Source organism: Candidatus Ryanbacteria bacterium CG10_big_fil_rev_8_21_14_0_10_43_42 (assembly GCA_002793915.1).
GTDB lineage: Bacteria > Patescibacteriota > Minisyncoccia > Ryanbacterales > 2-02-FULL-48-12 > 1-14-0-10-43-42.
Genome location: PFEF01000006.1, coordinates 59,435 through 84,008, shown reverse-complemented (window position 1 = coordinate 84,008; position 24,574 = coordinate 59,435). Strand labels below are relative to the sequence as shown.

Annotated in this window: 26 protein-coding genes; 2 read left to right on the top strand and 24 right to left on the bottom strand. The window is 42.7% G+C overall.

The annotated features are described in order from the left end of the window. Window positions 1–16: 16 nt before the first annotated feature. From COU90_02860 to COU90_02800, 13 genes are all read right to left on the bottom strand, one after another. Window positions 17–277, bottom strand: a complete 261-nt coding sequence (locus COU90_02860) for a hypothetical protein (protein ID PJE64368.1) — start codon at window positions 275–277, stop codon at window positions 17–19. Window positions 278–360: 83 nt separating this feature from the next. After that, on the bottom strand, window positions 361–4,017 hold the full coding sequence (gene rpoC, locus COU90_02855) for a DNA-directed RNA polymerase subunit beta' (protein PJE64367.1): 3,657 nt from the start codon (window positions 4,015–4,017) through the stop codon (window positions 361–363). Between the two features lie 21 nt (window positions 4,018–4,038). Further along, window positions 4,039–7,185 carry a DNA-directed RNA polymerase subunit beta gene (gene rpoB, locus COU90_02850; protein ID PJE64366.1) on the bottom strand — a complete coding sequence of 1,049 codons (3,147 nt, stop codon included), beginning with the start codon at window positions 7,183–7,185 and terminating at the stop codon, window positions 4,039–4,041. A 371-nt stretch (window positions 7,186–7,556) separates the two neighbouring features. After that, the gene (locus COU90_02845; protein ID PJE64365.1) at window positions 7,557–7,886 is read right to left on the bottom strand and encodes a hypothetical protein; all 330 of its coding nucleotides are present in this window, start codon (window positions 7,884–7,886) and stop codon (window positions 7,557–7,559) included. 122 nt (window positions 7,887–8,008) lie between these two features. Further along, the gene (locus COU90_02840) at window positions 8,009–8,263 is read right to left on the bottom strand and encodes a hypothetical protein (protein PJE64364.1); all 255 of its coding nucleotides are present in this window, start codon (window positions 8,261–8,263) and stop codon (window positions 8,009–8,011) included. 112 nt (window positions 8,264–8,375) lie between these two features. Further along, window positions 8,376–9,362: a hypothetical protein gene (locus COU90_02835; GenBank protein ID PJE64363.1), complete on the bottom strand. Its 987-nt coding sequence runs from the start codon at window positions 9,360–9,362 to the stop codon at window positions 8,376–8,378. Between the two features lie 12 nt (window positions 9,363–9,374). Further along, window positions 9,375–9,593, bottom strand: coding sequence for an exodeoxyribonuclease VII small subunit (gene xseB, locus COU90_02830; protein ID PJE64362.1), 219 nt, complete (start codon window positions 9,591–9,593; stop codon window positions 9,375–9,377). A 32-nt stretch (window positions 9,594–9,625) separates the two neighbouring features. Next, the gene (gene xseA, locus COU90_02825) at window positions 9,626–11,272 is read right to left on the bottom strand and encodes an exodeoxyribonuclease VII large subunit (GenBank protein ID PJE64361.1); all 1,647 of its coding nucleotides are present in this window, start codon (window positions 11,270–11,272) and stop codon (window positions 9,626–9,628) included. Window positions 11,273–11,347: 75 nt separating this feature from the next. Next, complete coding sequence (locus COU90_02820) at window positions 11,348–11,674, bottom strand: hypothetical protein (protein ID PJE64360.1); 327 nt, start codon at window positions 11,672–11,674, stop codon at window positions 11,348–11,350. Between the two features lie 114 nt (window positions 11,675–11,788). After that, window positions 11,789–12,145, bottom strand: coding sequence for a hypothetical protein (locus COU90_02815; GenBank protein ID PJE64359.1), 357 nt, complete (start codon window positions 12,143–12,145; stop codon window positions 11,789–11,791). A 61-nt stretch (window positions 12,146–12,206) separates the two neighbouring features. Next, window positions 12,207–12,659: a hypothetical protein gene (locus COU90_02810; GenBank protein PJE64358.1), complete on the bottom strand. Its 453-nt coding sequence runs from the start codon at window positions 12,657–12,659 to the stop codon at window positions 12,207–12,209. Further along, complete coding sequence (locus tag COU90_02805; GenBank protein ID PJE64357.1) at window positions 12,649–12,840, bottom strand: hypothetical protein; 192 nt, start codon at window positions 12,838–12,840, stop codon at window positions 12,649–12,651. Before COU90_02805 ends, COU90_02810 begins: the two co-directional genes overlap by 11 nt. Before the next feature lie 590 nt (window positions 12,841–13,430). Further along, on the bottom strand, window positions 13,431–14,564 hold the full coding sequence (locus tag COU90_02800) for a 3-deoxy-7-phosphoheptulonate synthase (GenBank protein ID PJE64356.1): 1,134 nt from the start codon (window positions 14,562–14,564) through the stop codon (window positions 13,431–13,433). A gap of 563 nt (window positions 14,565–15,127) precedes the next feature. On the opposite strand from COU90_02800, the gene COU90_02795 reads away from it, so the two are divergent. Then, window positions 15,128–15,622: a hypothetical protein gene (locus COU90_02795; GenBank protein PJE64355.1), complete on the top strand. Its 495-nt coding sequence runs from the start codon at window positions 15,128–15,130 to the stop codon at window positions 15,620–15,622. Between the two features lie 59 nt (window positions 15,623–15,681). On the opposite strand, the gene COU90_02790 is transcribed toward COU90_02795, so the two are convergent. Genes COU90_02790 through COU90_02775 form a run of 4 tightly spaced genes read right to left on the bottom strand, consistent with a single transcriptional unit; the run spans window position 15,682 to window position 18,439 of the window. Then, window positions 15,682–16,404 carry a disulfide bond formation protein DsbA gene (locus tag COU90_02790; GenBank protein PJE64354.1) on the bottom strand — a complete coding sequence of 241 codons (723 nt, stop codon included), beginning with the start codon at window positions 16,402–16,404 and terminating at the stop codon, window positions 15,682–15,684. Between the two features lie 37 nt (window positions 16,405–16,441). Continuing rightward, on the bottom strand, window positions 16,442–16,639 hold the full coding sequence (locus tag COU90_02785; GenBank protein ID PJE64353.1) for a hypothetical protein: 198 nt from the start codon (window positions 16,637–16,639) through the stop codon (window positions 16,442–16,444). Then, the gene (gene truB, locus COU90_02780; protein ID PJE64352.1) at window positions 16,639–17,298 is read right to left on the bottom strand and encodes a tRNA pseudouridine(55) synthase TruB; all 660 of its coding nucleotides are present in this window, start codon (window positions 17,296–17,298) and stop codon (window positions 16,639–16,641) included. Before truB ends, COU90_02785 begins: the two co-directional genes overlap by 1 nt. A 1-nt stretch (window position 17,299) precedes the next feature. Beyond that, a complete protein-coding gene (locus COU90_02775; GenBank protein PJE64351.1) occupies window positions 17,300–18,439 on the bottom strand; it encodes a tRNA guanosine(34) transglycosylase Tgt in 1,140 nt (379 codons plus the stop codon). A gap of 314 nt (window positions 18,440–18,753) precedes the next feature. On the opposite strand from COU90_02775, the gene COU90_02770 reads away from it, so the two are divergent. Further along, window positions 18,754–20,034: a hypothetical protein gene (locus COU90_02770; GenBank protein ID PJE64350.1), complete on the top strand. Its 1,281-nt coding sequence runs from the start codon at window positions 18,754–18,756 to the stop codon at window positions 20,032–20,034. Window positions 20,035–20,070: 36 nt separating this feature from the next. Here the strand turns inward: COU90_02770 and COU90_02765 are convergent, their stop codons facing one another. The 7 genes from COU90_02765 to COU90_02735 form a co-directional block, all read right to left on the bottom strand. After that, entirely contained in the window at window positions 20,071–20,358 is a 288-nt protein-coding gene (locus tag COU90_02765) for a DUF3467 domain-containing protein (protein PJE64349.1), read from the bottom strand. 101 nt (window positions 20,359–20,459) lie between these two features. Further along, complete coding sequence (locus COU90_02760; GenBank protein ID PJE64348.1) at window positions 20,460–20,828, bottom strand: hypothetical protein; 369 nt, start codon at window positions 20,826–20,828, stop codon at window positions 20,460–20,462. Between the two features lie 52 nt (window positions 20,829–20,880). Continuing rightward, a complete protein-coding gene (locus COU90_02755) occupies window positions 20,881–21,198 on the bottom strand; it encodes a hypothetical protein (protein PJE64347.1) in 318 nt (105 codons plus the stop codon). Window positions 21,199–21,299: 101 nt separating this feature from the next. Beyond that, a complete protein-coding gene (locus COU90_02750) occupies window positions 21,300–22,226 on the bottom strand; it encodes a hypothetical protein (GenBank protein PJE64346.1) in 927 nt (308 codons plus the stop codon). A 72-nt stretch (window positions 22,227–22,298) separates the two neighbouring features. Beyond that, complete coding sequence (locus tag COU90_02745) at window positions 22,299–22,658, bottom strand: hypothetical protein (protein PJE64345.1); 360 nt, start codon at window positions 22,656–22,658, stop codon at window positions 22,299–22,301. A 118-nt stretch (window positions 22,659–22,776) separates the two neighbouring features. Continuing rightward, entirely contained in the window at window positions 22,777–23,571 is a 795-nt protein-coding gene (locus COU90_02740; GenBank protein ID PJE64344.1) for a hypothetical protein, read from the bottom strand. Window positions 23,572–23,678: 107 nt separating this feature from the next. Beyond that, complete coding sequence (locus tag COU90_02735; protein ID PJE64343.1) at window positions 23,679–24,572, bottom strand: hypothetical protein; 894 nt, start codon at window positions 24,570–24,572, stop codon at window positions 23,679–23,681. Window positions 24,573–24,574: the final 2 nt, after the last annotated feature.

The following is a 24,574-nucleotide window of genomic DNA, read 5'->3' as shown; positions in this document are numbered from 1 at the left end:
GGAAGCTTCCGAACATTCACCCTGTGTGGGGAGAGCGTGCATAATACCCTTTATTATTACAACACACCCATATATACCGCATTAAAAAGACACTTCCTGAACATAACCCTACAATAAGGATTGTCCATGAAAAAATGATGGCAAAGCTGGGAATGAGGATAAGAGCAAATTCAAGCGCAATCGCCAAAATCCATATCGGCACATACCTTTCCATCTCTCTTATATTCCGCTTTCGGCGTTCTTTTTTCAAAAAAATAACATGTGCACTCATAAACATACCTCCTCTCACTATTGTATAACCATACACATAAAAATAAAAAGCCCGGTATACACTCCCGGGCTTTTTATTATATCTCTGTTTTAAACAATTATTTTCTGCTCGATTACTTTTTCCATCTTTTCTCCTTGCTTCTCTTCCCTTCGAGAAACATGTTCTTTTGGAACATCCTTGCGAAATCCCGTTCCGGCAGGAATCAAACGGCCAATGATAACGTTTTCCTTAAGTCCACGAAGATTATCTCTTTGTCCTTCGATGGCGGCATTAATGAGAACGCGTGTTGTTTCCTGGAATGAAGCGGCTGAAAGAAAACTTGAAATGGTAAGCGCTGTCTTTGAAATACCCATAAGGAGACGTGCCGCCTTTGCGGGAGCCTTACCCTCCGCTTTTACGCGATCATTTTCTTCAAGCCACTGATCACGCTCCACGATAGCGTCTTCACTAAATGTCGTATCTCCCACTTCTTTAATACGCACGCGTGAGAACATTTGACGCACCATAACCTCAATATGCTTCTCACTAATAGGAGACCCCTGCAAGGCATAAATTTTTCCAATTTCTCTGATGATATAATTCTGGGCTTCGGCAATACCCGCAACCTTGAAAAGTTCCTTCGTATCCACCACGCCGTCGGAAATTGCTTGTCCCCTTTGCACGGCATCATTTACTTTCACAAGTACTCCTTTTCCAAACGGTATTGTGTATTCTCGCGTATCACGCTTCGTATCGTCGTCGTCATCCGGAAGTATACGTACTATGCGATCACGTCCTTCTTCTATAATTTCAAGTACGCTACCGGTAACTTCCGAGATAATCGCTTTTGCTTTCGGTGTGCGAATTTCAAACACCTCCTCCACACGAGGAAGACCCATAGTAATGTCTCCACCTCCGGCAACACCCCCGATATGGAACGTACGCATAGTAAGCTGTGTTCCCGGCTCTCCAATTGCCTGCGCCGCTACAATACCAACCGCCTCCCCTTTTACCACTATCTTATTAGCGCCCAAATCATATCCGTAGCAGGTACTGCAAACACCTCGGCGCGTTTTACAACTGACAGGCGAGCGCATGTGTATCTCCTTAAGACCGGCGGCATCAATAGCTTCCGCGACTTCAATAGAAACAAGTTCTCCTTTTTTAGCGATCTTTTCCTTTGTTTCCGGATGAATAACATCGGCAATCATCGTGCGTCCAAAAAGCCGCGTTGAAAAACTCTTGTTTACCGCCTCTGAATCACGGCGATAGACAATAATTCCGTCACTGTCCTTACAATCATCTTCCACAACCACCAAATCCTGTGCAACATCTACAAGACGGCGCGTAAGATATCCCGCGGCGGCTGTTTTAAGAGCGGTGTCTGCCGTACCTTTTCGGGCACCATGTGTAGAAATAAAGTACTCCAACACATTAAGCCCATCCTTATAACTTGAAATAATAGGAAGCTCAATAATGCGTCCGGACGGATTTACCACCATTCCCTTCATGCCCGCCATCTGGTTTACCTGCACCCATGATCCGCGCGCTGCCGAATTAACCATGGTAAATACCGATCCTTTTTTATCCAATGATGCGCGAACCTCGGCATCAATTTTTGGCTTTACTTTTGAATTCCAGATTTCAACTATCTTATTGTAGCGCTCTTTATCGGTAAGAAGACCGCGATCGAACTGATCCCGCACCACTTTTGCCGCCTCGAGTGCTTCTTCGATAATTGCCCCCTTTCGTGTAAGTACGGGAATATCATCAATACCCCAGCTAATACCTGAACGTGTGGCGTACTTAAAGCCAAGAACTTTAATGCGGTCAACGAAAGGAGCTGTGGCGGCACTGCCAAGCGTACGAATAATGCGTCCCGTAAGGGCACTTAGGCTTTTCTTTGTCTGTTGTTCGTTGATAAACGCGACACCTTCGGGAAGAACATCACTAAAAATAATGCGTCCTATTGTTGTTTCCGTGCGCTCCGGTGCATCTGAAAGGCGTACCTGTATTTTTGCCTGAAGTGTAACAACGCCGGCTTCATAAGCATTTATCGCCTCATCGCGCGTTGCAAAAATCATACCCTCTCCTTTTTCACCCTCATTCATTTGTGTAAGCCAATAACACCCGATAATCATATCCTGCTGGGGACGCACGATTGATTCTCCGCTTCCGGGCTTTAGCAAGTTTTTATCGGCCGCCATAATTTCACGTGCTTCATATTGCGCTTCATCGGTAAGAGGCACATGAACCGCCATTTGATCTCCGTCGAAATCTGCGTTAAACGCCTCACACACTAAAGGATGCAAACGCATAGCATTTCCTTCTATAAGCATTGGCTGAAACGCTTGAATACCTAAGCGGTGCAAAGTAGGCGCCCGATTAAGAAGTACATATTTTCCCTTAATGACATCTTCCAAAATTGCCCATACATCCGGCGTTGCTTCTTCGATAAGACGTCCAGCACCCCGAATATTATAAGCAAATCCTTGTTCAATAAGTTTACGGATAACAAATGGTCGAAACAATTCAAGAGCCATATGCTTAGGAAGCCCACACTGATGCAGTTTAAGTTCGGGACCCACTACAATTACCGAACGGCCGGAATAATCAACACGCTTACCCAATAAGTTTTGGCGAAATCGCCCCTGTTTTCCTTTCAGCATATCCGCAAGCGAACGAAGCGGGCGCTTCTGTGCCTGCGATGTAACCGCGGCCTGTCCCCGGCGAATGGAATTATCGATAAGAGCATCAACCGCTTCCTGCAACATACGCTTTTCGTTGCGACAAATAACCTCCGGTGCTTTTAAATCATAGAGGCGTTTTAACCGATTGTTGCGGTTAATAACACGACGATACAAATCATTCACATCACTGGTTGCATGTCGTCCTCCTTCAAGAGCCACCATAGGCCTTAATGCCGGTGGTATTATGGGGATAACGGTAAGAAACATCCATTCAGGACGAATACGCGCATTTTTTATTGACCGAACAAGTTGTAAGCGCTTAAGCACCTTTTTTCGTGCAAGGGGTTGAGTGGTTCCATCAGCTATTTTCGAGAGATTTTCCTCTATAACTTCAAGATCAAGACCCGTACAAATCTTACGAAGCGCCTCGGCGCCGATATCTGCCGTAAATAAATCTGCAAAACGCATACTTAAGCGATAATATTCCACTTCCGAAAGCACCTGATACAAACGCAAACTCTTTACTTCAGATTTTGCCTGATCGGCCGCCTCTTTCAACGCCTCTTTATCGGTATCTCCCGCCTTGAGTTTTGTTTTGTATTCTTTATCTATTTCCAAAAGCACTTCCGTGCGTCTCTTTTCATTTACAAAATCAATGATATATCCGGCAAAGTAAATTACTTTTTCAAGATCCGTTACGGTAACATCAAGAAGCAGGCTCATTTTTGACGGCACGCCACGCAAAAACCAAATATGAGAAACCGGAGCCGCTAATGTAACATGCCCCATACGCTCGCGACGCACAATAGAACGTGTTACCTCCACGCCGCATTTATCACACACAATACCCTTGTACCGCACGCGACGATATTTTCCGCAATAACACTCATAATCCTTATCGGGACCGAAAATACGCTCACAAAAAAGCCCATCACGTTCCGGTCGCTGGGTACGATAATTAATGGTTTCGGGTTTTGTAACTTCTCCGTGCGACCACTCCATGATTTTTTCCGGAGACGCAAGACGAAGAACAATACCGTCAAAATCTTGATATTCCGTATGTAATTCGTTATCCATCATAATAATTATGTTCTCTTATTATTTATCGTCGGAAACAAGATCGACATCTAATGCAAGACCTTTGAGTTCATTTACCAATACATGGAAGGACGCCGGAATATTTGGCGTCTTATACGACTCGCCTCGTACAATGGCGTCATAGGTGGAAACACGTCCGGTAACATCATCGGACTTAATCGTGAGCATTTCCTGTAATGTATGTGCCGCACCATATCCTTCCAATGCCCATACCTCCATTTCCCCAAACCGCTGACCGCCTCCCTGCGCCTTGCCACCAAGCGGCTGTTGCGTAATAAGAGAATACGGACCAATGGAACGCATGTGAATTTTATCTTCCACCATATGAATAAGCTTGAGCATATATACCATGCCGACAGTCACTTTCTGATCAATCTTTTCACCCGTACGTCCGTCATATATATCCACCTTTCCGTCGCGCGGCAAACCGGCGCGTTCAAGCTCTTCGTGAATTTCCTCATCAAGTGTTCCCAGCAATGCCGGCGTACGCGCATGGTATCCCAGCTTATGAGCCGCCCACCCCAAATGAGTCTCTAAAATCTGCCCGATATTCATACGAGACGCCACTCCCAGCGGATTTAAGATAATATCCACCGGCGTACCATCAGCCAAGTGAGGCATGTCTTCTACCGCTAAAATTTTAGAAATAACTCCTTTGTTTCCGTGACGTCCCGCGAGTTTATCTCCTACCGATACCTTGCGAAGCTGTGCCACTTCTATGCGAACGCTTTTAATAACACCTGACTCCAAACGATCTCCCTGTTCGCGTGAAAATACCTTAACGCCGACAATACGCCCCCGCTTTCCATTAGACATACGGAGCGACGTATCTTTTACGTCACGTGCTTTTTCACCAAAAATAGCGCGAAGCAAGCGTTCTTCCGGCGTCAAATCCGATTCTCCCTTCGGTGAAATTTTTCCCACCAAAATGTCCCCCGGCCGAACTTCCGCACCAATACGCACAATACCGTCTTCATCAAGATCTTTTAACTTCTCCTCTCCCACATTTGGAATATCATGCGTTGTTACCTCCGGTCCTAATTTAGTGTCGCGCACATTTACCGTAAAATCTTCAATATGTACCGAGCTGAATACGTCTCTTTGTACAAGTCGTTCGGAAATAATAATAGCATCCTCATAATTTGATCCGCCCCATGAGAGAAATGACACCAGGATATTCTGTCCCAAAGCCAATTCCCCATTTTCGGTGGACATATTATCTGCAATAATCTGCCCTTTCGCGATAGCATCTCCCATGTGTACAATGGGACGATGATGCAATGTTGTTGCATTATTTGAGCGAAGAAAATTAATAAGATTGTATTCTTTTTCGCGTTTTGCTTCTTTAATGACAATACGTTTTGCGTCTACTGCCATAACGGTTCCCGCCTCTTCCGCAATTACCACCTGTCCGGAGTCGCGCGCTACACGTTCTTCCACACCGGTTCCCACTATGGGTGCCTGTGGAAACACATTCGGTACCGCTTGACGCTGCATATTTGAACCCATCAAAGCACGGTTTGCATCATCATGCTCCAGAAATGGAATAAGACTGGTTGCAATACTGATAGCCTGTTGCGGAGAAACGTCAATATAATCCACGCTCTCACGATCAATAACACCCGGCTGTCCCTGTACGCGTGCCTCTACTATCTCTGAAGTAATGGCGCCATTCTTCTCAAAAGGCGTTCCCGCATGAGCAATATTGTACCGCGCTTCTTCAAATGCCGTCATATACTGAATTTCATGCGTTATAACGCCTTTCTTTACCTTCTGATACGGCGTTTCGATAATACCAAAATCATTGATGCGCGCATAACTTGCCAAATGACCAACAAGTCCGATATTCGGTCCTTCCGGCGTTTGAATGGGGCAAATACGTCCATAGTGCGACGGGTGCACATCGCGTACTTCAAATCCGGCTCGCTCACGAGTAAGTCCTCCCGGGCCCAATGCGGAAACACGACGTTTATGCTCCAACTCCGCTAAAATATTCGTCTGATCCATAAACTGTGACAACTGGTTTGTCGTAAAAAACTCTTTCACTGCCGCCATAAAAGGACGCGCATTGATAAGCTGCATTGGCGTAATGGTAGCCACATCGAGAGTGGACATTCTGTCTTTGATAATACGCTCCATGCGCGCAAGCCCGATACGCAACCGATTCTGCAACATCTCTCCTACACCGCGCACCCGACGATTTCCCAGGTGATCGATATCATCAGCCGAAAGATGCGGATTTTGATCCAGTCGGATAATTTCAGAAAGAACACCGATAATATCCTCACCGTCAAGGGTACGTTTTGCATCCTTATCTTTCTTTTCTATCTGCAATCGCTGATTAAACTTATGCCGCCCTACATGTGAGAGGTCGTATCTATCGGAACCAAACATGTTTTCCAGCAATTCACGAGCATTATCCACCGTTGCCAAATCTCCCGGACGAATACGCTTATAAAGCTCAACATAAGCTTCATCAGCGCTTGTAGTAGTATCCTTCTCAAGCGTACGATCTATATACGAGATTTCACCCGTATCCACCTTTGCAAATGCTTTCTTTATGGCATCATTCTTCTCAACGCCCAAAATACGCAAAAGGGCTGTTGCCGCAATACGGCGCTTACGGTCAATTTTTACATAAAGCGCTCCGTCTGCATCGGTTTCAAACTCAAGCCATGCTCCGCGAGACGGAACAATTTTCGCTCCAAAATATTTTTTACCGCGAAGAAAGTACTCCGTAAAATACACACCGAAAGAACGGGCAAGTTGAGAAACAATAACACGCTCAACACCGTTAATAACAAATGTTCCCCGCTTTGTCATAAGCGGAAAATCTCCCAAGAATACCTCTTGTTCCTTTACTTCTCCTGTTTTTTTATTTGTAAGACTTACGCGCAATCGAAGCGGTGCTTCATACGAAAGATTATGCTCACGGGCATAATATTCGTCATGCTTCATGTCTTCTATCGCAAAATCGACAAAATCAAGCTTAAGATTCCCGGCATAATCCTCTACCGGGAAAAAATCCTCAAATACTCCTGTAAGCCCTGCTGTAAGTAACCAATTAAAAGAAGTTACCTGCGCTTCCACAAGTTCAGGGAGCGGCATAAGAGGCTCTTTGTACCGTGAAAAAAATTTCTTCTCCATATGAATTATATGCTGTGGGGCAAACTACACCTCTTTCATAGGCATACATGAAAGTAGTTGTAGGTCAATATAAAACAGAGAAAAGCGACAAAAAACCCTATCTCCCTTCATGGACAGAGTTCTTGGTCGTTTCAATTTTTTATTGAAGAGATTCCCACGTAGCTTAAGCTTGCAAGTGAATAATACCGTGGTTTTTTCGAGGTGGCAATAGTATTAAAAACGAGTTATCCACACCTTCGAACTTGTATATAGAGGTTACCAGATTTTTATAATAAAGTCAAGAAGATGTTATCCACATAACTTCTTAATTCCACTTTCAAAGAAAAACCTGCTTTTTTCTCGAAAAAAGCAGGTACGTCAACTCCCCCGTCTTAAGTGGTAAAAAGCTTCTTTCTTGAGCTAATATAAGACACCACTGCATCCTCCTGCCCCTGCAAAAGGTTTTTCCTTAAATACGACTGATTGATACCGAAAATTTCACAAATATTATTAAAACTACCCAACCACAAATCTTCTTCACTATTTATCCACTCCCTTGCCTCCGAAGAGGCATCAGGATGATTTTTATCGAACAAGCATGCAATGGCTTCCGCAAGAATGGCCCATAAAAGTCTGTATTCACCTTTTACCCTGTATAGTGCATATACGGGGTAAAAACCATCTTCATTTAATGCGGTTGCATATTCGTATTCTTCTTCCATATTACCTCCCGTAAATGGCCTAAATTTAGGGGGATTGTACATTAATAATATAAATTTGTCAATATGCCAGTCTTTCTCAAAGAAAAAAGAGGATCTATTTCCTCTTTATAATCGCATATTGCTTACAAACAAACTCCCACTATTACTATGATATAGTTTGGTAAAACTTTAATCAATCTTACCATAAGATAATATTTCTTACGCCACCATGGGCGCCTTACGAAAAGCCCTCGAGAATTAAATGGCTTCTTCTCATCGTTCAAAAGTTGACACGACCGAAGACGTTTCCGTAAGTCCGGAGCATCCCAATATGCGGATGGGTATTCCCATGTAAAGGGCCTGAACTCATCACTACCACTAGGTTCTTCCAAATCCATAAAACCCCCGTTGTGGATTTATTACAACATCAGCATCATATACCTCACTTTCATTTTACCGCATACATACAATTAAACATATGCCAAACGACAGAAAAACATGGGGACAAACTCATCCAACTACCAATTGCGTTATCACAAACAAAACATAAAGCATGAGAAGAAATAATGCTTCTCGAGAGGTAATAACGCGGCCTGTTCGTGAAAAGTGAAGAAATGCAATAGCAGACATAATTAAAAATATACGCGCTATTATGTAAGGCGAAAAATTTGTAATGACAATGGGATGAATAAGTGCAACGACCCCTAAAACAAAACTGGCGGTGAATACCGTAGAACCAAGCAAGTTTCCCACTACCATCCAGCCGTTTCCTCTCCGCGCGGATGCAACCGCAAAATATGTTTCCGGAAGGGCTGTGCCAAGGCCCACAATAAACACACCAACAACAACAAGAGGCAAATGAAACATACCGGCAAAAAACGAAGCCGAACTGACAATACCCTGCGCACTGGCAAGCAAGAGCACAATCCCCACAATAAACATTCCTCCATCATTTATAAATTGCCGAAACTGTTTTATTGGAGACCCCGTATATCCGTAATGAACGGCATCTTTCCTCTTGCGGCTCATGTAGAATTCACTGAATCGTTCTTTTTTGGAAAACACCCAAATGGAATAGATGAAAAAAGATGCTATAAGAATAACACCGTCGCCACGAGAAAGATTATTATCCAGCATGAGAAGAAAGGGAAATAGTGCAAAAATAATGGTAAAATCAACACTCACCCTCATATTCTCTTTTTCAAATTCAAGCTTTCCAAGCACAAGAGCGGCAAGAGAGATCGCAAGTGTAAAATGAATAATATTAGCACCAATAATATTTCCGAAAGAAAGTTCCGGTATGCCCGTAAGCGCCGCCGATACCCCTATAAACAATTCCGGCACCGAAACGGCAAATGACATGATAAAAAATGCCGCAATAAACTCCTGCCATTTAAAATAATGAGCGATACGCGAAAGAGAACGAACAAGCCAATTACCGGCAACAGCGAGCACTACGCTTGATAGAATAAATATAAAAAGATAAAAGACCGCCATTGTATTATATTCTTACTGCTCTTCTTTATCTTCCTCTTGATCCAATTCCATGCGGAGTTTTTTAAATTCATTTTCCGCCGCTTTAAGTTCATGCCGGCAAAACGTGATAAGATCCACGCCCTCCTTAAATTTAGCAAGTCCCGTTTCTACATCCACATCTTTTCCATTCAGCTCTTCTACGATAACTTCAAGCTGTTTTAATGAATGTTCCAATTTTTGTTTGTCTTTCATACACCAAATATTGAGTTTTAATGATTATATATTTATTTTTCCGGCTGAATATTTTCTTCTATCCGCGCACCAATATTCCCTTCGTACAAATGTACGCTGATTCTCTCCCCTATGGTAACATTCTTTGCATTCTTGAGCACGCGGCCGTCAGATCCGTATGTAATACTATATCCGCGCTTTAAAGGCGCCGCCGGATCCAGAGAAGCAAGCGCGGTTTCGGTAACAGAAATACGTTTTTCGTATTCCTGCATACTCCGTTCAAGAATACGAACCCCTTTTACGGCGTTTATTTCTACCGTTCGATAATATTCCCGTAAAATAGATTCATAACGGTGAAATGATGAACGAAACTGTTCCGTTAAAAGACGAAATCCGCTAAATATCTGAAACAGCCCCGTCTGTAGGGCACGCGTATGTGATGCGATGTCATGCCGATACCGCGAAAGAATGTGGGTATACGAAATAATAAGTCCCGTCTTCCGCTCATGCAATGAACGCAGTGCTGTTTCGTATATAACATCAAATAAACGAATCAGCCGTTCCACTTTTTCATTTACCTCCCCTATGAGATCTTCCCGTATGTGCCGAATATACACCGCAACCGCTGTTGGCGTAGAGCAATTGATGTCCGCTATAAAACCCGCAATGGTATCATCGCGCTCATGCCCAATACCCGTTATTACCGGCAAACGCGAACCAAGAACGGCTTCAGCAACTCGCTCTGAATTAAATGCCTTCAAATTTTCAAGACCACCGCCTCCGCGTATAAGAACAAGTACGTCCAAATCGGCATGATGAGTATTTAACCATTGTATTCCTTTCACGATGGAATCCTCGGCGTATACTCCTTCCACGCGCACATCTACCATACATATTTCCAAACCATAGTCTCCGATATTGCGCCTAAAATCATTAATTGCTTCTCCGGAAGCGGAAGTAACAACTCCTATACGTTGTATAATGCGCGGAAGCGGACGCTTGCGCGCTTCATCAAAATATCCGGCCATTTCAAATTTTTTCTTAAGCGCTTCGAATGCTTTTCTAAGAGCACCTTCCCCTACCGGCTCTACGCGACTTACCTTTACGCTAAATGTTCCATATTTTACAAATACATCCGGCACTCCCTCTATAATAATTTCCAAACCATCCTCCAAATAATCATACTGCTGTTCAAATTGCCATTTCCAAAGTAAACATTTTACTATCGCATCCTCACCCGATGTATCTTTTAACGTAAAATATACCGCCGCTCCCCGCATCTGCATCTCGCTTATTTCTCCCTGCACACGCACCAAACCTAATCGTGAAAGCGTAATATTAACAACTTCGATAAATTCCGAAACCGATAATACGGCGTTATCATGAGACTGCTTGCCTTCTCCGCCCGAGGGAGATTCGGCGGCAGGTATTGGATTATTAAATAATCCGCCTGTTGCATAAGTATCCTCATGTTTCCCGTTTCCCTGCTTGAAAATAGAAAGAATTTCGTCTCCATACCGTGATATTTTTACCTTTCCCCATCCTTTTACCAATTTTAAATCTTCCCGTGTTTGCGGCATTGCTTTTACTGTTTCTTCCAGAGCTTTATTTTGAAATACCATAAAAAGCTCCTTGCCTTCACGCTCGGCAATCTCCTTTCGTTTTTCTTTTAATTTTTGAAGAAGTTCACTTCTGGTCATTTCCCCAGTATAAATCAGTGCGTAAAAAGTGGAAAGCGGATGTATAATGAAGACAAAAAAAAGAGCGTAATGCTCTTATACGCGTCTTTGTATTTCTTTTTTCTTATTTTTTTCCCTAACCCTCTTTCCTGTAATCTCCAATTTTTCACCTCTCACTCGTTCGACAATTGACATCCTTTCAAAAGCATTACCGGCACGGGCATGTCTCCCATAAAATGTGTCCAGAAGACGTCCGATTAAGGGAGGGTTATTCAGAATCGAAGGGATTTCCCTAAACGACATAACCTTCCGTAAAAACGAAAGAGCCTCTTCTTGCGTAGGAGGGTCTTCACCCTCTCGCGACAATGCTTCATCAAGTGCCCTTTTCGGAATGTATGTAATCATAACAAATACTCCTTGCATACATTCTCCTCCTTATCAGGTAATCTTCGTTCCACTATAATGCCATGTAAACTAAAAATCAATCTTCTTAAAAAAGAACCCCAAAATTTCCAATAGAAATTCTGGGGTTTACATCTACGCCGCTTTAACTTCGTTATTCTGTAATTGCTCAAGAATATCTTTTGTTGCCTGCGCCGCTGTGAACGGTGTGCTATAAACACAATCCGTGAATCCCGTCATTTTCCTTTCAGCATGTATCGTTACCAAAACACCGTTCCGAACTTCCGTCCCTCCCGTTACAGAAACAGAAAACTGAGTTTGTGGCATAATCCCGATCGTTTGAGCCGCCTGCAACATAAGCGTCACCGCTCTCTCCTCAAGCCGACACGAAGAATCATCACCTTCGTATATTTCCGTTGCCGAAATGTCGTTCATCTTAAGCGTAATTTCCATATATACGCGCTCATTTTCTTGACGTAGTTTAAATACCATATCGAGCATATCGCACTCCTCCTTAGAAAATGGGGGTGCGTGTAAGCATCCCCATAAATCTTCACGATGGCAATCGTGAAGCAATATATCGTCGTGCAACCTCCATAGAAGCAAGGTCATCGCGCTCATCGGAAACTTCAACAGAAAATGAATCATCCTCCACAAAAAGTGTCACAACTCCCGACTGAAAACAGCTTTTAAATGAAGGAATATTCTCTCCCGCTATAATATCTGATTTAAAAGCAGCCAATAAAATGGACTCAATTAAGACATCTCTTACCGGCCGAACAGCATCAAAAGAAGTTGCCATCCCCTCATATCGCACTCCGTTGATAATCATGCCCACACTCGCTATCACCACCTCTATCCCATTTGCTCTATCAACACTCCAATTTGTATAAACAAAACATACTCTCTTATCCTGACGCTCTTTATGCCGTTGGTTTGCGTCTGCCATATCTTGAGAACACTCTTCCACCACACGCTGTAAAAGATCAGAAAGATTATTTTCCATGACTACTCGCCTCCCTTCGTAACTTTTTACGCTCTTTCTCTAAGCGGCGTAAGTTATCCTCAAGATGAGGATTTTCTTCAATCTCCGCTCTATCATATGTATCTCCCATTACCGGAGTAATGACAAACGGGTCACCTCCGTGCACCAGATGAGAATCTTCATCTTTTCTATTCTTGGGCATACTAAACCTCCTCCCTATAAGAGTTTAAATTGTCAACGAGCCGGCTTATGATCTTCATATGCCCACTATCAAGCAGACACATCGCAAACCACAAACAATCCATACATTATACAAAAATACTCTGCCGTGAAGCAGAGCTTGTTACTATAAATCATTTAAAACAAACTCTGCTACCTTTTCGTAAGGCACATAATTACATCTCCAAAGAGAAGCGCGGTCTTTTTCGTATCGGAAATATTATCTCCCTTTAACATTCCTTCATGCTAACAAAAAACGATCTTTTGTCAATAAAGGCTGTTAATAACGGTATAGTGTAAGTTTTTAAGAAAAAAGGGGTTATTATTTAATAACCCCCTTACCTTCTTAACAAATGGCTCCTAAATCCAAAGAGCCGTTTTCGTGGAAAGAATTACAAATTTCTCTGCGCATTTTAAGGAACAATATGCGCTCCGGAGAAAGTACAAAGAGCACCGCGTTTATAATGCTCATTTTGCATGTACAACAATAACTTAATGCAGAGCATATCTTTTTCAATCTGCCATTACACGGAAATCCATTTTTATCATAGTGCACGGCCATATTCCTCCTTTTTAAACATCGAAGAACCGTTTTTTATCATGGCCAATCCGCTCTTCATACTGCTGTTCAAGTAGTGCACTCGGGACGTACAAGGGCTCGATGCGCTTACGAAGTTCCCACACCTGCTGGCAGGCAGCGACTAAGCGGGAGAGCTGTTCGGGAAATAAGCCTTGAAATCCATCCGACTTGGCAATCAGCGGATTGGGGTGGGATTCAACGAGAACAACTGAGGCACCGGCCATAATTCCAGCCAAGGTTAGCGGATGGACCAGATCACGAATACCACTGCCATGCGAGGCATCAATAGCCACAGGCAAACACGACAGCTGATAATGAAATGCGGCAATACCACCCATATCCAGCGTATTGCGGGTATATTTATTTGAACTCACAATCCCCCGCTCACAGAGGATGACATTTTCTTTGCCCGCTGCCATAACGCGTTCAACCCACAAGAGATACGCTTCGATATCTAAGGAATTACCGCGTTTGTGGATGACCGGGAGCTGGGTGTCACGTAGACGATTGAGCAGAGACTGGTTTTTGGCGTTCGGTTCGCCAACTTGCAGACAGTCCACCCCCATATCTTCATAGATCGACACATCAGCCGCATCCAGCACCTCAACAACGGTTGGCAGATCAAAGGCACGCCCGGCTTTCACAATCAGCCGTAAGCCATTCCGCAGGGCTTCTTCAGAGCTTGAACCAATGCCTTCCCAACCACTGTATGGACTTGAGCGATATTTTACCACTCCACCCCGAAGCGCTTTTGCTCCCGACTCTTTAACAAAAAATGCCGCTTCCATAATCTGGGCCTCACTCTCAACCGAACAAGGACCGGCGATTATACTCAATGCATCGCCGCCCACTTCAACTCTGCCAATGCGAACCGTTTGATGGATAAGTGCTCCGGGCACCCCTTTTTGGGCGACCCGTTTATAGGCGCGCGAGATTGGGATCAGGCGGTCTACACCAGCCATCTCTTGAATCTCGCCAGTTGGCAGCCGGGTGATATCGCCGTAGACACCAATGAGGGTGATTTCCTCACCGACCATTTTGCCGGTTGTATACCCCAAACCGTGCAGCTTTTCCTCGATTGCCGTAATTTCCGACGACGATGCATGTCCATACATCTTAACAAGCATACTATTCCTCCTCTTGATGTACTTCTCTTACCATGCAAGATTTTTACCATCTTGATCTTCATGGTCTTCGTTGTTTTTTTTCGGACTATACAATGGCGTATATGCGTTGCGCCACCATTCTTCCTGATCTTCGAACCACATAACTCGTTCCTCCCTATTCCTTTTTTAAAGAACTTTCCTATAAATATGCTCTATAGGGCTCATAACCTTTTTATATTAAAAAATTTATAAAAAGATTATGAGCCGTTAAAGCACAAAAAATTCCTGCTTGGACAGGACTGGTATTTAGCATGTATTGTGAGTTTATATTACATCACATTCCTAAAACCAGTCCGCCTCATAAAGGCAAAAAACCATCCCCAAAAGGAGAAAAAGTTTTTAGACTGGTTCACGAATCTATTCATTACCAACCATTCTAGCAAATGAACTTATTTACGTCAACATAGCTTATGGATAGTTCTTTTAAATAAATTATGGCATACTATTTCAGCAACAATAAAACTATTGACTTTTATATATTTTTATGTCATTAATGTTTACAGAATATATTTGAGAGGTGCTATATGAAGGAATGGTATGTGGTAATGACCAATGCGGCAAAAGAACGTTCCGTAAAGAGTTATTTGGAAAGCATATTTCCTAAAGATGATATCTACCTTCCCATGCGATATCAAAAGATACAAAGAAAAGGACGTATAAAAACCCCTCTCTTTCCGCAATATCTATTTGTGTGTATTAATAAAGAACACATACACACCACAAACAATGTACCAGGCGTAAAATATATAGTGGGAACGACCGGTGAGATTCTGCCCATTGATAAACTTATCATTACCGAACTCAAGGAGCGAGAAACTGGCGGAATAATAGATCTTGAGAAGCAGTGGTCGGGAAATGTTCTTGTTGTCGATGGTCTTTTTAAGAATATTATAGGAGAGGTAATTGAAAGAGTAAAAAATAAAAAGAACTCTCCTTACGATTACATGGCCATTTTGATAAATTTAATCGGAAAAAAAATTCGCGTGAATATACCCGAGCATAATCTCGCAGAGATATAGCTAAAAGCCGAAGCATGCCATGCTTCGGCTTTTTTATGCATTACCGGAAAAAATAAAGATTATCTTGCCAATGCACTTTCTATGACGGATGATACCTGCGCAAACGGAAGAGCACCATTGATTGGCGTAAATGTATCGCCATCAACAACCACTACCGTATATGGTGTACCCGTACCGCCAGCCGTACGCGCATCTTCAAATGACCGCTGAACACTTTCTGCATATGTTCCTGAGCTAAGGCATGATTCAAATGCCGGTCTATCAAGTCCTATATCCTCGGCAACAGCTAGAAGCATTGACGTGGAAAGTCCCTGATCCTGGCGCAAAAATACTTCATCGATATACGCCCAAAATCCATCATTTCCTCCCAGCTCATTCGCACACTCACTTGCCTGTGCCGCCTCATTTGCCGATGGGTGAATTTGTGATAGCGGAAAATGGCGATATACCCATGCCACTTGCCCATCTTTTCCATATTCATCCATTACCTGCTTCATGGTGGCGTGGAATCGTGAACAAAACGGACACTCCAAATCCGAATATTCCACCAATTTTATCGGTGCGTCCGGATTGCCTAAAATATGATCTTCTCCCGTAACGGATTTTACATCACCCGTAACAGCTTGTTCATTACCACTTTCCGTACCGTCTTTTGGGTTTGTTGTATCCGTTTGTGCCACAAAACCACCCCCGTCTCCGGCATACATAATGGCTCCTGCAATGAGAACACCGGCGACAATAATGGAGAGAGGAATGACATACGGATTGTGAGATTCTTGCATATATTTCCGTTATTTATTACTATTTCCTATAATCACCTTAGTATATAAAATAAAAAGGAGAAATGCCATAAAAGATAAGCTGGTAAAAAAATCTTTGACATTGACATATGAGATAAAACGCGGCACTCTGATAAATCGACACGCTGCGCAATATATTATGATTGCCAATCGAAAGAAAATTGCCGATAAACATGCCTCGCAACGGGCAATCATCATCCAAAAATAATAAGTCCATTACAGGGCTTTTTTTAATTCTGAAAGCACACATGCATCCTTCCCGGTAAATGCGCCTACGCGCGTTCGCGTAAGTGCCGTAAGATATCCGCCCGTATGGAGCCGCTCTCCCATATCTCTTGCAAGCGCACGAACATATACTCCCGGTCCTGTCACGGTACGAAAGCAGACAAACGGATAGACATATGAAACAAGCTCCATTTCCTTTACCATAATTTGCCGCTCTTTTAATTCCACTGCTTTACCGGCGCGTGCGTATGCGTATGCCGGCACACCCCCTACCTTAAGAGCGCTATAACGAGGAGGCGCCTGCATACTGCGCCCGATAAATGATTTTATCACCTTTTCCACATCTTTTTTTGATGGCTGAATGCTTACATTCCTTTTTGTTTTTTCACCCTCTTCGTCGTCCGTACTACTTGTGGTGCCAAGAAGTACTTCTGCTACATATTCTTTTTCTTTTGCGACAATATCTCCCAACTGTTTCGTGGCATCCCGCCCAACCCCCACCACTAAAACTCCTTCCGCAAGAGGATCAAGCGTACCCGCATGTCCTACCTTTTTTATTCCCGTAGCACGCCGAACGGCATTCACAACATCATGCGATGTCATACCCTTCGGTTTCCACACGGCAAATATATCTTTCATAATAAAATCCATTTCATATTCTTCCCTCTTTTATGTCTTCACGAATACGCGCAACTTTTGCATGGAAAAAAAACAAATTGTGTATTGTAAGCAGTCTAAGCGGTGTTATTTCGTGAGCACGCAACATATGCGTAATATATGCCCGAGAATATACACCACATACCATACACCCGCACGTTTCATCGAGCGGTTTTTTGTCTGTAAAAAATAAAGCTTTTCGAAGATCAAGCCTTCCTTCAGATGTAAACGCAATGCCGCGGCGCGCATAGTGTGTTGGCACAATACAATCAAACGTATCAACACCTGCTTTAATAATCGGCAAAATGTCTTCCGGATGTCCCACGCCCAAGAGATGACGGGGTTTTTCTTCCGGTAATTCTTCAAAAACACATCGAAGCATGGATGTCATTGCCCGTTTACTGAAACCGAATTCCCCGCCAATACCGAATCCATCAAAGGGGAGATTTCCTATATATCGTGCAGACTGCATACGTAAGTTCTTATATTTTCCTCCCTGCACAATACCGTACAAAGATTGCTTCTTTGTAGTTTTCGCACTCAAACTTTCCTCGGCCCACCTATGTGTTTTTTCGAGTGACCGAATCATATATCGTTCATCCGCAAGAGGTGGCGGACATTCATCAAATGCAAACATAATATCGGCACCCAGTGCCTGTTGAATTTTTATGGAAGTTTTTGGATCGAGAAAAATCTCTTTTCCATCCACATACGAATGAAAATGCACACCTTTATCCGTTATGCGCAAAAACTTCGATTTCATATCCGCACTAACAGATGGTTTTTGCCTCTTTTTAAGAATTTTTCCCATACTTTGCTCTTTACCAAACCCCAAACTAAAAACCTGAAATCCTCCCGAATCCGTCATAAGGGGGTTATTCCATTGCATCATGCCATGCAATCCTCCATTCGCTTTTACTATCTTTTCTCCGGGACGAATATGTAAGTGATATGTATTACAAATAAGCATCTGAGATCCGACCGCAACAACCTCCTCACTTGTAAGTGTCTTTACCACACCTTGAGTAGCTACCGGTATAAAAGCTGGTGTTTCAACGATTCCATGGGTTGTTTTTATCGTGCCAACCCGTGCATGGGATTTCTTTGATTGTTTTTGTATAGAAAAATCAAGCATAGGGATAAGAATACAGAAGTAACGGAAAATAAGAAAGCCCTAAAAACATTCGCTGTAAAAGTTTGACAATCATACTATCATAATGTAAAATGCGAAGACTTGAACGAAGAGAGTGGTTATAAGGAAGAGTTTCATCTCCTCCTTGGGTAATACCTCTCCCCCACACACTTTCTTCGTTCAAGTACACAATTAAAGAATCCCATTTAAGAGAGCATTACCATTACATGCTCTTTTTTTAAATAGTAGTTTTCAAAAATATTATATTTCTAAAGTATTAATATCCCCTTTTTACTTTCACAATAAAGATATACAATATGAATATGAAAAAGTATGCTATCTTTTTTCTTTTGTCTTTCGCTTTTGTCTCTTTTGCTTCCGCGGAAGATTTTACACGGGACTTGTTTGTTGGCATTCGTAATGATCCTGAAGTAGTGCGCCTGCAAGAATTCTTACGCGCAAAAGGATTTTTTACCTATCCGGAATCTACCGGTAATTATTTTAGTCTCACACAACAAGCCGTTGCCGCATTTCAACTTGCGCACAACATAACACCCCCTGCCGGCTATTTCGGTCCCCTTACCCGTAATGCCGTAAACGGTCAATTATCCGGCGAAATACCAATCACTCTTCCGCCCGAAAACACACCCACTCCTCCCTTTACCGAATTTAAACGCACCTTTTCTCCCGGTCTTACCAATGATCCTGACGTTGTACGTTTGCAAGAATTTCTTCGGACCATGGGATACTTCACATATCCCGTTTCCAACGGAAATTATTTCTCTCTCACCGAAGAGGCTGTACGCAAATATCAAGAAGCGAATGATCTTCGCGTACATGGCCGATTTGATGCTAACACCTTGCGAGAAGTAAATAAGGATATTACCGATGGCGTTATAATCGTTGACAATACAACAACGCGCACACTACCTCCTTCGGAAACTGCAACGTCAACGTTTCATGAAATAATAATTATCTCTCAATTCCGCGGAAACCGTACCGATCCCGTATCGGAACAAGTCACTATTTCCAATAAGAGTAAAGAACAATCCGTTAATATAACCGGCTGGACCATTACCAATGCACGAGGCGGACGTATCACTATACCACAAGTTCAAAATTTGCCCGGAGGTACATCCATTCAATTAAGTGATCTCATTCTTACTCCTCGAGGCACGGTAATTATCACGGTGGGCAAGCAAGATCGCAACATAAATTTTCGAGAAAACCTTTGTACGGGTTATTTTAAAGAAACCTCCAAATTTACGCCTTCCATAGGAAGTCGGTGCCCTAACACCATCGACACCGCCGATCTTACCTATTTCAGTGACCGTTGCCTTGAGGTTATTGATGATATTCGAGGATGCAGAACTCCCGATTCAGGCGACTTTTTCGGCATTGAAAGCGAATGCTCCGATTATCTTATAGAAAATTTCAGTTACGCCGGTTGTGTGCGAAATTATAAAAATCAGGAAAACTTCTACCAGAATAGATGGCTTATCTGGCTTCAAAAAGACGCTGAAATGTTTCGCAATACACATGAAACCATTACTCTCCGGGATACGAACGGTAAGTTTGTAGATGAACGTGGATACTAAAATAAAAAACCGGAAACAACATTTCCGGTTTTTTATTTAATTATTCTGAAAACCGATATTGGGTTTATTATGTTCTCCGTCTTCCAGTTTTCCAAATGATCCCTCATAACGCTCTATCTGTTCTGTAAGAGCACGGTGAAAGCGCTTTGCATGTCCCGGACTTATGATTATACGTGATACGAGCAATGGATGAGGCGGGAGCATATTAATAAAATCCAGTACGAACTCTTCTTTTGTATGCGATATCATGGCATTATTGGCGCTTCGCCCCTTTAGATCCCTGTCTGCCGCTTTTATATTGAGCTTTTGCTGATTATTTTCCATAAGAACAGTATAAACCATCTGCGACAACGAATCCAGATTACGCATAAGCTTACCATAATACCAAAAAAACTACTGCTTTCCGCAGTAGTTTTTTGGTATGCTTATTTCTTCGCAGTTTTCTTTTTTGCAGGTTTTACCGTTTTTATGTTTTTCATCACTTGAGATGAAATACTCTTCCAGTGTCCTTTTAATTCCCGTACCATCTGATCCAGTTCTTTTCGATCCACCTGCTTTAATGCGCTATAATGACGAGCCGTTTCATCCACCACTCTGTTGTACGATTCTTTACTTACGTCCTGCATTTTTTCTATATTGTCCTGCACCTCGGCACGCATCTTAAACATCCAACTTTTTACTTTTTTTCTATTTTTCACACCATTCTTTCCGTACAAAAAATATGCACCAGCCGCGGCGGCCGCTAATGCCGCAAGCCCGATTCCCACTCCTTCAGTTGTTGATTTTTTAGCCATATATCTATGAAATTAGATTATCGTATAAAATTTATATATTCCATTACAACACCTACTCTACCGAGTCTTTTTTTGGTTTGGTTGCTCGTTTCTTCTTTGCCGCCAAAGCTGTCTTCGGTTCTTTCATAAGCGCTTTTATAAACCCTATGAAATAGCCCATCTTAACGGCCTCCTCCCGTACATACGCACGCGCCTCGCTAACATCACTCTTAATTTGCTCCGTTTCAGATACAATAAGACGGGAAATATATGCCGCATTCCTTATTATACGAATGATATAGTAAAGTAGTATTAAAAACGCAACAGAAAAGAGAACAAGCGCGATGGTGGTTACAAAAAAGAATATATCAGCTTTTACAATACTTTCCATACGGTTAAGTATACGGATAAGAACATACAAACGCCAGTATTAAAAAAATACTAAACTGTTAATAACATCTTCCCCATTACCTTTTTCTTACATCACGAAAATTATTCTCGTATGACATTCCCGTGTGCCTTAATTTTTCCGATATATACCGCAATACAACGCGCCACATCTTCCAAAATATCTTCCGGCAGTGCATCGGATGCGTTCTCTTGTGAATTTAAATCGATTGGGTGATTTGCATAATCAATAATTTTATACTCACCCCCCTCATCTATAGCAACTTCCGTTGTAAACAAATCAAGACCAGTAATATCATGAATGCGACAAAGCATATTCTTCAAATCTTTTGCAATATCACGCTCTTCCGCCGAACGTCCAAATGGTTGATAAAAATGGGAAAGCGGATCCCACCACAGAGGAATAACTTCCCCACATACATAAAGCGGTCTAAACCATGCTGTCTTCTTTCTTACTACCGTTGGTACAACATACTCCTGTGCAAGGGTTTCATCCGTACCGTTATCCTCCATAAATGTAATAATATCATCAACCGTACGGGCACGAAGAAGAACATCATCCACCAAACCGCCATACGCCGGCTTCAAAATAAACGGCACGCCCAATGCTTTCGGTATGTGAATAAGTTCTTTTTTTGCCGGTGGACGCGCAGGAAGAAGGAATACCCTTGGCAGTGGAAGCCCGGCATTACATAAAGCGCCGTATAATGCCGTCTTACTTCCCCACGCAATTACCGCATCCGGATTATTAACTACATACGCACCTTTCTTTTGTACAAGATCGGCAAATAGAAAATATGCCGGGTGATCAAATGAGGCGCGATCTATAAAAACACGATATGCGTATCGGTCGTTTTTAATGTCATCATATCGATGACGTAGGTTTTCATAAGTGACTTCATCAAATGAATATTTTTTCTTTCGTAATTCTTTTTTTAAAAATGAAAGGAACACATTCTCCACCGAACTCACCCAGCCAATACCAGCATCGTATGTTTTCTTTTTATCCATACGACAATAATATCTTTTTCTCAAAAAACAATAAAGCTATAAAAAAAAATACCCGTTACCGGGTAATGCATACTATCGAGGTCGTGGCGACCGCTTTACACAAGGCTCTTTGGAAAATTTTCTATTAGCACTGCTTTTATGGGACAACTCACCTCCATTTGTATGTTCTTTGGGTAAACAACAGAGCGTACGCCGAACTATTCGCTCTTCTTTCGGCGTAACCGACGGATCAAACTCCAATTTGATCTGATTAGCACCCGGCCTGATACCATTTAAGGAAATAAGCTTAAGCGCAATATATTTCGGAAGCTCTCTCTTCACATCTTCCTGCAAGGCACCGATATTCATCCAAAGCAAGGTACCGTTATCCAAGCACTGTCCCTTCGGTACAAAATTCCTATGAGCATTGCTCACAACCAAAGTGGATGCCATACAAACCTCCTCTTCTATGTACTAATTTCCCATTGTACAGATATGATCCTATTTCTGTCAATAAAGGACTCTTGTCGAAACAGGAGTCCTTTGTATTACACGCGTCATAAACTTTACCCTATTTAATCTCGTATACCAATGTCACGTAAATAATAATATCCTGCGAGCCCGGTTCAATACTGGGTGCCGGCACGGGCGCACTCGTACCACCCCCGACACCGAGCACAGCGGAATCTTCCGCATAATAAGAGCGAAACGGCTGAACACCTCCCCCTTCATTAATAGAAATAAGTTTACCGATACGAAAATCTCCGGCGTTTGCCACCTCTTCCGCTTTTCGTTTCGCCTTCGCAACAGCATCCGCACGTGCTTCATTTTCTACCGCTTCCGGATCATCTACGGTAAAAGAAAGTTGTGACACCGAATTAGCGCCATTCTGAACAACGCCGGAAAGGAGTGTTCCTACCGCTTCAAAATTACGCACCTTAACCGAAATAACCTGGCGTATGGTGTGTCCCACAATTTCAGCCGGCGGACATGGTTCCCCAATAGTGCGAAGCGATGAACAATTAACATACTGATATCGCGGCTCCACATTAAAGCTCTGTGTTTTTATATCTTTTTCTTCAACTCCTTTTTCTTTTATAAACGCAATTGCCCCGTTTACTTTCTGTACATTTGTCTGCTGAAGCTCCGCTATATCAAGCCCGCCTTCCGTAATAACCTGAAATGTAAACTGTGCCACATCCGGTACAGCTATTGCCTTTCCCTCTGCTGATACAGAAAATGTACGTCGTTCCGTCGGATCATTCACCTGGGAAATAACATACGCGCCGACAGCAACCGCAATGGTGATAATGGAAAGAGCTGCAATACCCACAATACCTAAAGCATTTTTAATTCGTATATCCATAATAAATCTATTATTTTATAACAGAACCTTCGCTGATACATTAGTATCCACGAACATATGTATCATATCATCCCTTTAATAAAAAAACGACTCCATTAACGGAACCGCTATAAAGGTTTCGGACGTTTTACATCCGTAAAAATACCCATCCATTCCCCGAGACAAATGAGATACCAGGTGAGGTCTATCTGCCACCAGAATCGCCCTTGCCGCGCGAGATGCTGGGCTATATGGTGCCAGTTATGCCATCCTTCACCAAGAGCCAAAAGCCCAACAATGCCATTATTTCTACTGGTATCTCCCGGTGCTGTTTCCGGCATCTGCGATCCCCACAAGTGACACACGGAATTCACACACCAGGTAACTTGCAGTACTACGGTAAATCGGATAAATCCGGCAAGAAGAAGACCGCCGATTCCTCCCTCTAAAACTGACATAAACGACCCGTCTCGGAATAACCCTTCCAGACCCGAAACAATAAGAACGAACACAAAACTACCTATAAGAATATTATTGTGCCATTTACGCTCCCATTGTATCGTTTCATTTTTGTCGAGATCGTCCGTTTTTACATCATCCGGTATATCCAAATGAACAAGAAGCCACCCGACATGGGCCCAAAAAAATCCGCTTTGTACCGGTGAATGAGGATCGCGCGGCGTATCAGTATATAAATGATGCGTCCGATGTGTCCGCACCCACCCCCAAGCATCTTGCCCCGTCATTCCTCCCATAAAGGCAAGTATACGAGCAACATATTTACTCGAACACTTAAACGAATTATGCGTAAAGAAACGATGGTACGCAAGCGTAGTACCAAATCCCTGAACGCCATACATAACAAAGGCAAGAATCCAATGAAACGCCGTAAATCCAAAATACACTCCCCACACTATGCCAATCAATGACATAAAATGAATAGCGCCGATAGCAACAATGTTTTTGTAATACAATTTACGGCCCAGTTGTTTTTCAAGATGCTCAATGGACGCTATTCTCATAA

Excerpts from the sequence above, each read along its gene's own strand:
- COU90_02860 (PJE64368.1), bottom strand. The coding sequence starts at position 277 with ATGTTTATGAGTGCACATGTTATTTTTTTGAAAAAAGAACGCCGAAAG.
- rpoC (PJE64367.1), bottom strand. The coding sequence starts at position 4,017 with ATGGATAACGAATTACATACGGAATATCAAGATTTTGACGGTATTGTT.
- rpoB (PJE64366.1), bottom strand. The coding sequence starts at position 7,185 with ATGGAGAAGAAATTTTTTTCACGGTACAAAGAGCCTCTTATGCCGCTC.
- COU90_02845 (PJE64365.1), bottom strand. The coding sequence starts at position 7,886 with ATGGAAGAAGAATACGAATATGCAACCGCATTAAATGAAGATGGTTTT.
- COU90_02840 (PJE64364.1), bottom strand. The coding sequence starts at position 8,263 with ATGGATTTGGAAGAACCTAGTGGTAGTGATGAGTTCAGGCCCTTTACA.
- COU90_02835 (PJE64363.1), bottom strand. The coding sequence starts at position 9,362 with ATGGCGGTCTTTTATCTTTTTATATTTATTCTATCAAGCGTAGTGCTC.
- xseB (PJE64362.1), bottom strand. The coding sequence starts at position 9,593 with ATGAAAGACAAACAAAAATTGGAACATTCATTAAAACAGCTTGAAGTT.
- xseA (PJE64361.1), bottom strand. The coding sequence starts at position 11,272 with ATGACCAGAAGTGAACTTCTTCAAAAATTAAAAGAAAAACGAAAGGAG.
- COU90_02820 (PJE64360.1), bottom strand. The coding sequence starts at position 11,674 with ATGCAAGGAGTATTTGTTATGATTACATACATTCCGAAAAGGGCACTT.
- COU90_02815 (PJE64359.1), bottom strand. The coding sequence starts at position 12,145 with ATGGTATTTAAACTACGTCAAGAAAATGAGCGCGTATATATGGAAATT.
- COU90_02810 (PJE64358.1), bottom strand. The coding sequence starts at position 12,659 with ATGGAAAATAATCTTTCTGATCTTTTACAGCGTGTGGTGGAAGAGTGT.
- COU90_02805 (PJE64357.1), bottom strand. The coding sequence starts at position 12,840 with ATGCCCAAGAATAGAAAAGATGAAGATTCTCATCTGGTGCACGGAGGT.
- COU90_02800 (PJE64356.1), bottom strand. The coding sequence starts at position 14,564 with ATGCTTGTTAAGATGTATGGACATGCATCGTCGTCGGAAATTACGGCA.
- COU90_02795 (PJE64355.1), top strand. The coding sequence starts at position 15,128 with ATGAAGGAATGGTATGTGGTAATGACCAATGCGGCAAAAGAACGTTCC.
- COU90_02790 (PJE64354.1), bottom strand. The coding sequence starts at position 16,404 with ATGCAAGAATCTCACAATCCGTATGTCATTCCTCTCTCCATTATTGTC.
- COU90_02785 (PJE64353.1), bottom strand. The coding sequence starts at position 16,639 with ATGGACTTATTATTTTTGGATGATGATTGCCCGTTGCGAGGCATGTTT.
- truB (PJE64352.1), bottom strand. The coding sequence starts at position 17,298 with ATGGATTTTATTATGAAAGATATATTTGCCGTGTGGAAACCGAAGGGT.
- COU90_02775 (PJE64351.1), bottom strand. The coding sequence starts at position 18,439 with ATGCTTGATTTTTCTATACAAAAACAATCAAAGAAATCCCATGCACGG.
- COU90_02770 (PJE64350.1), top strand. The coding sequence starts at position 18,754 with ATGAATATGAAAAAGTATGCTATCTTTTTTCTTTTGTCTTTCGCTTTT.
- COU90_02765 (PJE64349.1), bottom strand. The coding sequence starts at position 20,358 with ATGGAAAATAATCAGCAAAAGCTCAATATAAAAGCGGCAGACAGGGAT.
- COU90_02760 (PJE64348.1), bottom strand. The coding sequence starts at position 20,828 with ATGGCTAAAAAATCAACAACTGAAGGAGTGGGAATCGGGCTTGCGGCA.
- COU90_02755 (PJE64347.1), bottom strand. The coding sequence starts at position 21,198 with ATGGAAAGTATTGTAAAAGCTGATATATTCTTTTTTGTAACCACCATC.
- COU90_02750 (PJE64346.1), bottom strand. The coding sequence starts at position 22,226 with ATGGATAAAAAGAAAACATACGATGCTGGTATTGGCTGGGTGAGTTCG.
- COU90_02745 (PJE64345.1), bottom strand. The coding sequence starts at position 22,658 with ATGGCATCCACTTTGGTTGTGAGCAATGCTCATAGGAATTTTGTACCG.
- COU90_02740 (PJE64344.1), bottom strand. The coding sequence starts at position 23,571 with ATGGATATACGAATTAAAAATGCTTTAGGTATTGTGGGTATTGCAGCT.
- COU90_02735 (PJE64343.1), bottom strand. The coding sequence starts at position 24,572 with ATGAGAATAGCGTCCATTGAGCATCTTGAAAAACAACTGGGCCGTAAA.